The sequence below is a fragment of the Gilvimarinus polysaccharolyticus genome (assembly GCF_001187555.1).
In the GTDB taxonomy this organism is placed as follows: domain Bacteria; phylum Pseudomonadota; class Gammaproteobacteria; order Pseudomonadales; family Cellvibrionaceae; genus Gilvimarinus; species Gilvimarinus polysaccharolyticus.
In genome coordinates, this window is record NZ_LFIJ01000001.1 from 1,036,372 (window position 1) to 1,048,324 (window position 11,953).

Annotated in this window: 13 protein-coding genes and 2 tRNA genes; 10 read left to right on the top strand and 5 right to left on the bottom strand. The window is 50.7% G+C overall.

Features of this window, described 5'->3' with window-relative positions:
* Positions 1-38: 38 nt before the first annotated feature.
* Entirely contained in the window at positions 39-1,463 is a 1,425-nt protein-coding gene (locus tag GILYN3_RS04310; protein ID WP_232305504.1) for a cryptochrome/photolyase family protein, read from the top strand.
* Between the two features lie 67 nt (positions 1,464-1,530).
* Here the strand turns inward: GILYN3_RS04310 and GILYN3_RS04315 are convergent, their stop codons facing one another.
* From GILYN3_RS04315 to fliK, 3 genes are all read right to left on the bottom strand, one after another.
* Positions 1,531-1,890 carry a hypothetical protein gene (locus GILYN3_RS04315; protein WP_049721707.1) on the bottom strand — a complete coding sequence of 120 codons (360 nt, stop codon included), beginning with the start codon at positions 1,888-1,890 and terminating at the stop codon, positions 1,531-1,533.
* A 99-nt stretch (positions 1,891-1,989) separates the two neighbouring features.
* On the bottom strand, positions 1,990-2,292 hold the full coding sequence (locus tag GILYN3_RS04320) for an EscU/YscU/HrcU family type III secretion system export apparatus switch protein (RefSeq protein WP_049721708.1): 303 nt from the start codon (positions 2,290-2,292) through the stop codon (positions 1,990-1,992).
* Between the two features lie 24 nt (positions 2,293-2,316).
* Entirely contained in the window at positions 2,317-3,798 is a 1,482-nt protein-coding gene (fliK, locus tag GILYN3_RS04325; RefSeq protein ID WP_049721709.1) for a flagellar hook-length control protein FliK, read from the bottom strand.
* Between the two features lie 176 nt (positions 3,799-3,974).
* Between fliK and ccmA the strand changes: the two genes are divergently transcribed.
* From ccmA to GILYN3_RS04360, 7 genes are read left to right on the top strand one after another with little or no spacing between them, the layout of a single operon-like run.
* Entirely contained in the window at positions 3,975-4,631 is a 657-nt protein-coding gene (gene ccmA / locus GILYN3_RS04330) for a cytochrome c biogenesis heme-transporting ATPase CcmA (RefSeq protein ID WP_049721710.1), read from the top strand.
* Complete coding sequence (gene ccmB, locus GILYN3_RS04335; protein ID WP_049721711.1) at positions 4,631-5,329, top strand: heme exporter protein CcmB; 699 nt, start codon at positions 4,631-4,633, stop codon at positions 5,327-5,329. The genes ccmA and ccmB overlap by 1 nt, the downstream gene beginning before the upstream one ends.
* 22 nt (positions 5,330-5,351) lie before the next feature.
* A complete protein-coding gene (gene ccmC, locus GILYN3_RS04340) occupies positions 5,352-6,122 on the top strand; it encodes a heme ABC transporter permease CcmC (protein WP_049721712.1) in 771 nt (256 codons plus the stop codon).
* The gene (gene ccmD / locus GILYN3_RS04345) at positions 6,119-6,340 is read left to right on the top strand and encodes a heme exporter protein CcmD (RefSeq protein WP_049721713.1); all 222 of its coding nucleotides are present in this window, start codon (positions 6,119-6,121) and stop codon (positions 6,338-6,340) included. Before ccmC ends, ccmD begins: the two co-directional genes overlap by 4 nt.
* Positions 6,341-6,352: 12 nt before the next feature.
* On the top strand, positions 6,353-6,817 hold the full coding sequence (locus GILYN3_RS04350; protein ID WP_049721714.1) for a cytochrome c maturation protein CcmE: 465 nt from the start codon (positions 6,353-6,355) through the stop codon (positions 6,815-6,817).
* Positions 6,807-8,786: a heme lyase CcmF/NrfE family subunit gene (locus GILYN3_RS04355; RefSeq protein WP_049721715.1), complete on the top strand. Its 1,980-nt coding sequence runs from the start codon at positions 6,807-6,809 to the stop codon at positions 8,784-8,786. Before GILYN3_RS04350 ends, GILYN3_RS04355 begins: the two co-directional genes overlap by 11 nt.
* Complete coding sequence (locus GILYN3_RS04360) at positions 8,786-9,319, top strand: DsbE family thiol:disulfide interchange protein (RefSeq protein ID WP_049721716.1); 534 nt, start codon at positions 8,786-8,788, stop codon at positions 9,317-9,319. Before GILYN3_RS04355 ends, GILYN3_RS04360 begins: the two co-directional genes overlap by 1 nt.
* Positions 9,320-9,633: 314 nt before the next feature.
* Here the strand turns inward: GILYN3_RS04360 and GILYN3_RS04365 are convergent.
* Together GILYN3_RS04365 and GILYN3_RS04370 are read right to left on the bottom strand one after the other, a co-directional pair.
* A tRNA-Asp gene (locus tag GILYN3_RS04365) sits at positions 9,634-9,710 on the bottom strand.
* A 30-nt stretch (positions 9,711-9,740) separates the two neighbouring features.
* Positions 9,741-9,816, bottom strand: a tRNA-Val gene (locus tag GILYN3_RS04370).
* A gap of 172 nt (positions 9,817-9,988) precedes the next feature.
* Here GILYN3_RS04370 and GILYN3_RS04375 point away from each other — a divergent pair.
* Complete coding sequence (locus GILYN3_RS04375) at positions 9,989-10,480, top strand: cytochrome c-type biogenesis protein (protein WP_049721717.1); 492 nt, start codon at positions 9,989-9,991, stop codon at positions 10,478-10,480.
* Positions 10,473-11,759 (top strand): c-type cytochrome biogenesis protein CcmI, encoded by a 1,287-nt coding sequence (ccmI, locus tag GILYN3_RS04380; protein ID WP_049721718.1) that lies wholly within the window; start codon positions 10,473-10,475, stop codon positions 11,757-11,759. Before GILYN3_RS04375 ends, ccmI begins: the two co-directional genes overlap by 8 nt.
* Positions 11,760-11,953 lie beyond the last annotated feature (194 nt).

Genomic DNA, 11,953 nt, shown 5'->3' on the forward strand with positions numbered 1-11,953 from the left:
AGCTTTAGAGTGCGTAATCAACAGCTATGAAAACCTTAATGTGGTTTCGATCTGACCTGCGTTTAACCGATAATCCAGCGCTGCATCACGGTTGGCAAGCCGCCGAGGGAGAGCTGTTCGGTTGCTACGTATTGTGCGAGCAATTTATTACCCAGCACCCAATCAACTCGCGTCAGCTGTGGTTTATTTATCAGCATTTGTGCTTATTACAGCAAGCGTTTGAGCAGGCAGGGCTAGCCTTTCATGTTTTGCGGGTGCAGCGCGCCGCCGATATTCCCGCCGCAATTAAAAAGTTATGCGCAGCGCAAAATGTCACCAAATTGGTGTTTAACGCCGAATACCCCGTTAACGAACTCTTGCGTGACAAAGCGGTGATCGCCGCGTTAGATGCTATTGGGGTTGTCAGCAAACGTTATCACGATCGGGCGTTGGTGCCGCCGGGCATGTTGACCACCCAGCAAGGCACACCTTATAAAGTTTATTCGCCGTTTGCCCGCGCGTGGCGCTCGCAGGTGATGAACTTCGAATTTAACCTTTACGATTCGCCAATAGCTCTCAGCAATAAACCAAACAACTCGCTCGCGCCTCAATCACCTGGTCAAGCAATGCTGCAGGGCGCATTCGCCCAGTGCGGAATCGAAGCTGCGGCATTATCTATGTCAGAGCTATGGCCGGTGGGAGAGCAGGCGGCGGCCAAAACATTGGCTGAATTTTGTCGTAATAGTATGAGTAATTATCGTCACGCTCGAGATTACCCGGCATTGATTGGCACCTCTGGATTATCGCCGTACCTTGCTATCGGCGTGCTCTCGCCCAAACAATGTGTCATAGCGGGCCGCGATGCAAGCCAGGGGTTGTGGAGCGAGGATGAGGGAGCTGCATGCTGGATAGGTGAATTAATTTGGCGTGATTTTTATATGCACATCATTGCCGCCTTTCCTGCACTAAGCCGCCACAGGCCGATGCAAGTGTACACAGAAGGTTTTGCTTGGAGCCGTAACCAAGATGATTTTAAGCGTTGGTGCGAAGGTCAGACCGGGATTCCCATTGTCGATGCCGCCATGCGTCAGCTCAACCAAACCGGCTGGATGCACAACCGTCTGCGCATGGTGAGCGCCATGTTTTTAACCAAAAACTTACGCATAGATTGGCGTATGGGCGAGCGTTATTTTATGGAGCAACTAATTGATGCCGATTTTTGCTCTAACAATGGCGGTTGGCAGTGGAGTGCCTCGACCGGCACCGATGCCGCGCCTTATTTTCGGATCATGAACCCCCAATCCCAATCCGAACGCTTTGATGCTGATGGAGATTTTATTCGTCGTTTTGTCCCTGAATTAAAGAGCGTAATCGGAAAGAAAATCCACAACCCCGCTGGCAGCGTAGAAAATTACCCCGCACCCATGGTGGATTTAAAAGAATCTCGCGCAACTACCATTGCCATGTTTAAAGCACTTAAATAATTTTTATATAAATGCCGGGCTTGCCATTTAGAGCCAAGACGGTCGTGTTGTTACAAATCAAACCGACTCACTGCAGCTTGCTGCTTTGTTTGTCTTGAATCTCGTCAGAAAAATAATCTTGCATCCAGTTAAACAGTGTTTCGGTGCTTACTTCTGGTAGTGCCTTGCGCTGGAAATCATCGCCTGGACTCTCGTCAAGACCTATAAACTGATAGAGAAGTGTGCCGGATTCACCATCATGCAAAACCAACATGATGCGCCGGCGAGTGCGCAGGCAATCAATCGTCATAACATCTGCCGGAATACCGCTGTCGCGCAGTCCGCGACGTATTGCGATTACTGGGTTGATATGTTGATGTGCCAGCTGAATTTTTGCGTGGGCTTCGCTGGCTTGGTCGGACAGCGTTTTTAGCGGGTCTTCGGACATCGGTAGCTCCTTGAACAATGATGCGGCTAGAATAACAGAATTGGCCGTTAGCGGGGCTTTGCTTTATACGGGCATTGGATAATTGTTGCCAGCAAGAATTTAAATAGAGGGTTTTTGTACCACATCGTCGGGGGTCAGACCGCGCAAGTCGTAAGCAAAGGCAATAATATGGGCGATGGCTAAATAGAGTTTCTCAGGAATTGCATCGCCTAACTCCAGCGTGACTAAAAAATCTACCAAGGTGGCGTTATCACACAGGGGGACATCGTTTTGTTCGGCAATATCAATAATTTGTCGCGCAACGTCACCCGTGCCGGTGGCGCTAATAATGGGCGCGCTGTTGCCGTCGTAATAAAGCGCTACGGCTTTTTGCAGCTCGGCATCGGTAAATTCATCACTCATTAGTGGCTCCCGCCTCGTTGTGCATCAAGTTTTTACGTCGACTAAGTGGTAGCTTAGCTTGTTGCCTTTGTGCGGTGGCACACCCTGATGGTACTGTACATCGCGCACTTCGATATCATGGCGGGCTAAGGTGTTGCGTATGCCGGTAAATGCTTGCTGTGCTTTGCTTAAAGTCTGTGCCTGCTCTGACCAAAAAGCTAAACTTAATTGCTCGTTGCGTAGGCGCAGACGCACAAAAAACTCGCCGATTCCCGGTGGATCTAGAGTTAAATTAACTTGCCAAAGCTTGCTGCGCTCGGTGTTCTCGTCAGAGGTTTGTTCGGTCTCGGTTTGCTCTTCTATTTCTATATGGGCGGGATACAAATGGCTATCGAGTCTTACCGGAATATCAAACGTTAAATGTACCGGTGCTGTGCTGGCTTCGGCGCTGCGGGTCGACTTGCTCTCTGGTTGCAGTTGGTTCAGTCGCACCCGAGCTAGAGTGTTAAGGCTTAGCTGGTGCATCAGCAGCACTAATTGGGTTTGCAGCATGCGCAGAGATTCACCACCGTTGCTGACGCTATGATTACTCAGCATTTGCATCAGCGAGGGCAGGGCCATTTCACCCGCCAGTGGCGGGCTTGCCGTTTGAGCGTTAGCGCTTGCGCTAGTTTGCGGGTTTGCTGCGCCCGCCGCAGATTTCGTGGGGGCTAAATATTGTAGTAATGCGGCTTTTAGGTCTCGCGCCAACACGTCTCTAACTGCGGTATCTGGAGTGGTGCTCTGCACGGCACGGGCAAGCCTAGGTTCAAGTAATGTGCCGCTTTGCTCAAGTGCTTCACGAACAGCTTTTCCAGAGGGCGGGGCATTTAAGTTGAGCGCCAGCTGGTCTATCTGGCTTAACAGCTTTGTCAGGCTTTTATCGGCCCCGGCTTGGGTCACACTGGTGGGGGCGGTGGGCAGACGTCGCAGTTGCGAGAGTAAGTCTTGCTGGCCTTGGCGCGGCATTAGTTCGCGCAGTACGGGTTTTAATGCTGCAAGTAAAGCGGCAGTTTTGGGGGAGATGCTGTCGCCAACATTGGGGATATTAAATTTTGTATTTAATGCCGTCAAACGACGATCCGGTGTGAGGTAAACCTCTATCAATTGGCCTTTGACTAACGGTTTATCAATAACGGTGGTGACACTTTTACCTTTAATTAACAGCGCCGCTAGGTGCATTTCGTTGCGGGCCACGGCGCCGCGATAGGTGTTTAACAAGGCTGTGCGGGCGCTTTCGGCGTTAGCGGGCGCGCTCGTGTTGGAGGCCGGTGCTGCTATTGGAGTATTACTGGCGGCGTTATTGTTGCCTCCGGTTAACAATTTGGCGCTTAGTGCAGCATTTAACGGGGTGCTTTTTAATACTTGTGCCTGTGCTCGCTCGCCCAACGCTAGCGGCAATGCATTGCTATTGCTGGCTGGCGCGCCTGCGGCGGGGCGCTTTAGGCCACCGGCAGCGGTATAAAGGCTCGATATATCAACAGGCATATAGAGGTTCCATAGCTAATAAAGGACAGCTTAGCGACTATTCCGTGGCTTTGGGTAAACATTTGCCGCCAACGCCTATATAATCGGCGCCACTGTATACAGACTGTGTCGGCCGCGGGCTTAAAAGTTTGAGCGTCAGCCATACTGGTCGTTGTACTCGGACATTGGATTGAAATGTGAGTGAGCCACTATTAACACTGAATAACCTGAGTTGCGAGCGCGATAGTCGCACGTTATTTAGTGGCGTTCACTATAGCTGTCCGCCAGGCACTTTACTGCAAATTGTTGGTTTTAATGGTGCCGGTAAAACCACATTGCTGCACACCGTTGCCGGGTTGCTGCCTGCTGCCTGTGGCGATGTACGATGGCGCGGGCGTCCCATTGCCCAGCAGCGTCAAGCTTTTTACCAAGATCTACTGTATTTGGGGCATCAAGTACCTGTTAAACCACAGCTGAGTGTGCGCGAAAACCTGCTATGGTTGGGAGCCCTTAATACCCCGGCAACCGAGGCGGCTATTGCAGCGGCGCTTGTCGAAGTCGATTTAGCCGGTTTTGAAGACTCTCCCTGTTACGCACTATCGGCGGGACAAAAACGCCGCGTGTTGCTGGCACAGCTGTACCTAAGCCGCGCCGCCTTGTGGATACTGGACGAGCCATTTACCGCAATTGATAAATCGGGGGTGTTAAAGCTAGAAGCCGCTATGGCGCGCCATGCTACTAATGGCGGGGTAGTATTGTTTACCTCTCATCAGCCTTTGGCGATGGCCGAATTTACAACTTTAGATTTGTCCGCCTTTCAGCTCTCAGAGCAGCCGTCAGAGGAGGCCATTTAATGCCTATCGGTCATGACGGTTATCAAGTTGGCACAGGCTTTAAAGCCATATTGCGTCGTGATTTAACCTCTGTGTGGCGCAATCGCAGTGATATTGCCAGCCCCTTAGTGTTTTTCTTAATCAGTATCACCTTGTTACCGCTGGGGGTCGACCCGTCTGACAAGCTATTGGCGGTTATTGCCCCAGGGATGATATGGATAATGGCGCTATTGGCCACGCTGTTATCGCTGGATAGTCTTTTTAGGCAAGATTACGACGATGGCAGCTTAACTCAATTTATCTTGTCTCCTCAGCCGTTATATCTTACGGTGCTGGCCAAAGTTATCGTTCACTGGTTGACCACCGGCTTGCCTTTGGCGCTAATTGCCCCGGTATTGGGGGTAATGTTGTCACTGCCAGCTGGGGGTTATTGGCCGCTGGTGTTGTCATTGATCATTGGCACCGCGATTATGAGCTTAATCGGAGCCATGGGCGCGGCACTGACTGTTTGTTTGCGCAGCAGTGCCTTAGTGTTAACGCTGATTGTTATGCCGCTGTATTTACCGGTGCTGATTATTGGCTCTAATACGGTCAGCTCATCAGTGGCCGGGTTTGGCGCTGCACAAGGTCTTGCACTGCTGGGCGCGGCGCTAGCAATGGCGTTACTGGTAATGCCCGTGGCGGCAGCCGGTGCGCTAAGAATATCGTCCAACCACTAATTATAAATAATGAGGTAGACACTTGGCTTGGCAATGGTTTCATCGACTTGGTTCGCCCCGCTGGTTTTACGAAAAATCCAGTCGCTGGCTGGTGTGGTTTGCGCCGTTAAGTATCGCATTAATGCTTGTGGGTATCGGTTGGGGGCTTGGCTTTGCCCCCATAGACAGCAAGCAGGGCGATAGCTACCGTATTATTTTTATTCATATGCCTGCAGCGGCGTTGGCTTTGGCCGGTTATTACATTATGGCTATCGCCGGTGCGGTTGGGCTAATTTGGAAGATGAAGCTGCCGTTTATGGTAATGAAGTCCGCCGCCCCCATTGGCGCCGCGCTCACCATCTTAACGCTCGCCACCGGTTCGCTTTGGGGACACCCCACCTGGGGAACCTTTTGGGAGTGGGATGCACGCAATATTTTTATGTTGGTGCTGCTGTTCTTATACGCGGGAATCGTCGTGCTGGCCGAGGTTTACCCAAGCCGCGACGCCGCCGATAAAGCCTGCGCAATTTTGGCTTTAGTCGGCACTATCAATGTTCCCATTATTTATAAATCCGTCGATTGGTGGTACAGCTTACATCAGCCTGCCAGCATCAAGTTGACAGGCGGCTCGACGATTCACTCCAGTATGTTGTACCCACTTTTAGTGTGTATCTTGGCTTATTATTGTTTTTACACGTTGGCACTTATTTTATATACACGCCGAGAAATTTTAGTGCGAGAGGCCCGCACCAGCTGGGTGCTAGAGTTGGCGCAAGGGCAGGGTAAATCTAATAAAGCAGGTGATGGATTATGATCGAGTTTAGATTTTCATCGCTGGCCGATTTTATGTATATGGGTGGGCACGGGGTTTACGTTTGGTCATGCGCGGCCATTGCATTGCTTATTTTAGCGCTGCTATTGGTTTACCCCATTGTTACCGCTAAAGCACAGTTAAGCCGAATTAAACACCAACAAGCCATGCAAAAAATGCAACAACAACGGCATCAACAAGCTCGCGCCAGCAGTCACTAACCGGAATATATTATGCATCCAGCTAGAAAACAGCGACTGATTGTGGTCATCGCTATCGTGATTTTATCCAGCGTTGCCATTGGCTTGCTGGTGTATGCTCTGCGCCAAAACATTAACTTGTTTTACCCGCCCAAAGCTTTTAGTGCTAACGAGGTGCCACGCAATGTGCGCCTGCGTGCCGGCGGCTGTGTTAGTCCGGGTACGGTTGTGCGTAGTGAGGATTCCCTGCAAGTGGTTTTTACGCTGGTTGACCCCGAGGGATCATTGGAGGTGAATTACGATGGTATTTTGCCCGACCTATTTGCCGAAGGCGAAGCTGCCGTGGTCAACGGCCAGTGGCACGATGACAATATTTTTTACGCAGACCAAGTATTGGCGAAGCACGATGAAACCTATATGCCACCCGAGGTTGCCGAAGCCATGAATAACGGCGAAAAACACGAAGCAACATGCGCGGAGATGTCTTATGGTTCCTGAGCTTGGTCACCTAGTCTTGATCTTGGCGTTACTCGTTAGCGCCGCGTTATTTGTCTTGCCGTTATTGGGGGCGCAGCTTCGTTCATTGCCGTTAATGCTCTCGGCTCGCTCACTGGCGAGCGGGCAGTTTGTTCTAATTGCTGTGGCATTTGGCTGTTTAAGCTGGGCTTTTATCCACGATGACTTTTCGGTCGCTTACGTTGCCAATCACTCCAATAGTTTAATGCCGGTTTACTACAAGGTAAGTGCGGTATGGGGTGGTCACGAAGGCTCGTTGTTGTTGTGGATATTGATGCTGTCTGGCTGGACCTTTGCAATCACTCTTTTTAGTAAAGCGCTGCCCATTGATTTGCAGTCTAGAGTGCTGGCCGTAATGGGGTTTATCGCGACCGGCTTCTTGATGTTTATTTTGTTCACATCAAACCCGTTTGATCGCATTTTGCCTTTAGCGGCGTTGGAGGGCAGTGACTTAAACCCGCTCTTGCAAGACCCCGGACTTATTTTTCATCCGCCGTTGCTGTACATGGGCTATGTAGGTTTTAGTGTGGTGTTTGCTTTTGCCATTGCCGCACTGCTAACCGGTAAGCTCGATAGCGCTTGGGCTCGTTGGTCACGCCCTTGGGCGACAACCGCGTGGGCTTTTTTAACGATTGGTCTGGCGCTGGGTAGCTGGTGGGCATATTACGAGCTTGGCTGGGGCGGCTGGTGGTTTTGGGATCCGGTAGAAAACGCCGCTTTTATGCCGTGGCTTGTGGGTACCGCATTAATCCATTCGCTAGCCGTTACCGAAAAGCGCGGGCTATTTAAAAGCTGGACTATTCTGCTGGCCATATTTACCTTCTCTTTAAGTTTGCTGGGGACTTTTCTGGTGCGCTCTGGTGTACTGACATCCGTACACGCCTTCGCCAATGATCCAGAGCGAGGCCTGTTTATACTGGTCTTTTTGGCCGTGGTTGTCGGCGGCTCATTGTTGTTGTTTGCAGTGCGAGCACCAGTGGTTAAAAGTGCGCCAGGCTTTACGCTTTTATCCCGTGAAACCTTGTTGCTGGCCAACAACGCACTGTTAGTGGTTAGCATGCTTACGGTGCTGTTTGGCACCTTGTTTCCCTTGGTGGCCGACGCTCTTAAGTTGGGAAAATATTCGGTCGGTGCCCCTTATTTTAATTTAACTTTTTTACCTTTTATGGTTCTTATTTGCCTGCTAATGGGCATCGCACCTTCGAGCCGCTGGAAGCGTACGGAGGTGGGGCCCGTTCGTCGTACGGTGATGGCGCCATTGACGCTATCACTGGTATTGGCTTTAGTGGTGCCGTGGTTGCTAGGTGACTTGACGCTTGGCATGGCGCTGGCCACTTTTTTAGGTAGTTGGGTAACATTAACCACACTAAAAGATCTTTGGTTAAAAAGTGCCAATAAAAATGGCCGAGCCAAAGGTCTAAAGCAACTTAGCCTTAGTTACTACGGTATGGTGATTGCGCACTTAGGTATCGCACTTGCGGTGTTTGGGGTTTGTTTTACCAGCCATTACAGTGATGAACAAAAACTAAGAATGGATGTGGGCAAGCCGGTTGAGGTTGCAGGTTATCAATTTACTTTAGAGCGGCTCGATGAAATTCGAGGCCCCAACTATTTGGCCGATCAAGCGACCGTTACCATGAAAAAAGAGGATCGGGTGTTGCGCGTTTTACAGCCGCAAAAACGGCGCTATCTGGCAGGTGGCCAGATTATGACAGAGGTTGCTATTGATCCCGGTTTTACTCGCGATGTGTATATCGCTATGGGCGATAAAATTGATGCCGACAGTTGGGCGATGCGCGTGCATTACAAAGCATTTGTACGTTGGATTTGGTTGGCCGCTTTAATGATGGCCGCGGGTGGCTTTCTGGCCATTATCGATAAGCGTTACCGCAAACGTGCGGCCGCCCCTCAGGTGGGTGTGTCATCCATGACTCAGAAGGGGGCCGTGTAATGGGACGGCTTAAATTATTTGTGCCATTGATTGCACTGCTTATTTTGTTGCCACTGTTTTATGTCGGTTTATCTCTCGATCCAAACTCAATGCCGTCTGCACTTGTTGGCAATCCGGTGCCCGAGTTTGAGTTGCCGATGCTTGAAGATGACACAAAAATAATACGCAGCGATGATCTAAAAGGCGAAGTGGCATTGCTGAATATATGGGCGACTTGGTGTTTTGCCTGTAAAGCCGAGCATCCATATCTTGTGCGGCTCGCCAAGCAAGAGGGCGTGAAAATAATTGGTATTAATTATCGCGATGAAAGAGCGCCCGCACAAAAATGGTTAAAAGAATTACATAACCCTTACCAGTACAGCTTGTTCGATAAAGAGGGCCGGTTGGGGTTGGATCTGGGCGTTACTGGGGCACCCGAAACCTATGTCATCGATCGCCAAGGCATTGTGCGTTATCGCCATATCGGAGTGGTCGATGAGCGAGTATGGCAAGAGACTCTCAAACCTTTATATCAGTCGCTCAGTGCAAATTAAACGGTAGGGGTGATTAGCTCATTTATGTGTAAGCATTACTGCAGCTTTGCGTCTTGCCGGTTATTAGTTTTACTTATGTTTCGGACATAAAAAAGGCCCCTCAGTGAGGAGCCTTTTAAAATAGTGGCGGACCGGACGGGAAATACTCAGGCCATCCTTGGCCTTCGCCCTTCGGGCAGCTCTGCGAGCTGTACCAATTCGCTCCGGGCGAATTGGTCGAACACCGCTTCGCGGGTTCATCGTCCCGTCCGCGAACATAGGCCTATTTAACAGGCATAAAAAAAGACCCCTCAGTGAGGAGCCTTTTAAAATAGTGGCGGACCGGACGGGACTCGAACCCGCGACCTCCGGCGTGACAGGCCGGCATTCTAACCAACTGAACTACCGGTCCGCAAAACTAAACCCGGTGTAAACGTGTAAATGGTGGGTGGTACAGGGATCGAACCTGTGACCCTCGCCTTGTAAGGGCGATGCTCTCCCAGCTGAGCTAACCACCCCCGCGTTCAGAAGCTGCGCATTCTACTGGATTCCCGATAAGTGTCAAACTCTTTTTTTAAATTGTTCTAATTTTTTCTTCAGTATGAAAAGTGCGCGCTATACAGGGGCGCTAACTCGCATCCAATGCGGCGGGTGGGTATACTTGCCAAAACTTAAATAAGGGCGTTAAAGATGCACAAATTGTTGATTCTCTTACTGATATTTTTTACTTCTGTATGCTCTGCAGAAGCTATATACCAGTTTGATAATAAGGTCGATGAGGCGCGTTTTAAGGCTTTTACAGAAGAGTTGCGCTGCCCGACCTGCCAGAGCCAAAACCTTGCCGGCTCAGATGCAATGATTGCGCAAGATTTACGCCGTGATATTTACGAGCAAATTCAAGATGGTCGCAGCGATAAAGAGATTACCGATAACATGGTTGCTCGCTACGGTGATTATATTTTGTACCGGCCGCCTCTTACTGGCGCCACCTTTGCTTTGTGGGTGACGCCGTTTGTACTGCTGATTATTGCCATTATCAGTATTATTTTACTGGTGCGCCGCCGTCGTGCAGAGCAGCTAGAGCAACCGCTGGACCCGCTCGAACAAGCGCAGCTGCAGCGCTTGATAGATAGCAAAGCAACCAATGCCGGCAGCAGCCCCCAGGAGCAACCCAATGAGTGAATTTATGCTAGCCACGGCCGTGTTATTGCTGTTTGTCGTGGGTGTCTTTATTTGGCCGGTTTGGCGGGCCAAACGTATTACCGGTATAGATGGGGCTGCGGTTCAAGCGGGAGACCAGCGCAACGATGAAAATTTGGCTCTGTATCGTGAGCATGCGGCAGAGTTGGATAACGAATTACAGCTACAGCGTATCGACCAAGCTCAGCACGATCGGTTAGTTGCCGAGTTACAGCGCAATTTTTTAGCTGACCAGAGTGTGGATGCCGAGCGCGCGCTAAACCGTCGCGGCGGCAGCATTTTATTGGTGGGCTTGCTGGCATTGGTTATCGCCTCGGGTTGGCTGTATATCGCTCGCGGCTCTAGTGCCGATGTTTTGTTCTCCCAGATGCAGCAGCAAGTTGAGCGCGACAATATACAAGCGTTGCGCTCGGGTGATACACCCGATGCCGCCCCCACCCGTGAGCTTATTAAAGCGATCGAGACGCGTCTGCTAAACCAGCCGGAGAATACCCAATACTGGTATTTGCTTGGTCGTTACGGCAGTCAAGTGGGTGATTTTAATGCCGCCGAGCGAGGTTTCCGTGAAGTGTTTAATCGCGCACCGGTCGATTCTGGCAATGCTTCGGCTCTGGCGCAGGCGATCTTTTTAAATAATGGCAATCAGATAAACGATGAAATCGAGTTTCTTGTTGGTCGCGCCTTAGAGGTCGATGCAAAAGATACCACAGCACTGGGTCTTGCCGGCATTATCGCCTTTGAGCAACAAAATTTTGCCGATGCCGCACGCTTCTGGGGCACCGCTGTTAATGCCACCCCCGAAGGGACGCCTGGACGCCAAGCGCTATTGGCTGGAGTGGCTCGCGCCCACGCCCAAGCGCAGCAGCGCGGTCAGTTGCCCAAGGTTACGAAAGCCGAACAGACATCGAGCTCTGCCGTAGAATGGTCCGTTCCAATCACACTGTCTCTTGCTCCCGAGCTTGAGCTGCCAGCAGGTGCCACGCTGTTTTTGTACGCGCGCGAATACCAAGGCAGCCCCATGCCCCTTGTGGTTAAACGCCTGCCAGCCCCTCAATTTCCAGCGACTATTATCTTGGATGAAACAATGGCCATGACAAGCGTTGACCGTTTGTTTGCGACAAAACAAATCGAGATAGTCGCAAGGGTGTCGCTAGGGGGGCAGGTGAGTGCCGCGCCCGGAGATTTACAGGGCTTGCTCGGACCGTTGCAAATTGATGCGCTGCCCGAGCCGCTAAATATTCAAATTGATACTCAGCTATAAATGCGTTTAGCTAGAGTGATAACTGCGCCAACTGACTAAACTTTAGTCAGTGGTGTGCTGCTGCGAGCTTGGAGCTTTTGCAAAGCTTAAAAACTTTACGGTTTTGCTAGCGCGAAAGGTGTAAAGACTGGGGCAAATGTGTAGAATTCTCCGTTAAAATTCGGCTCGCTATGGGTCCGAGCGCCAGTGGGCGG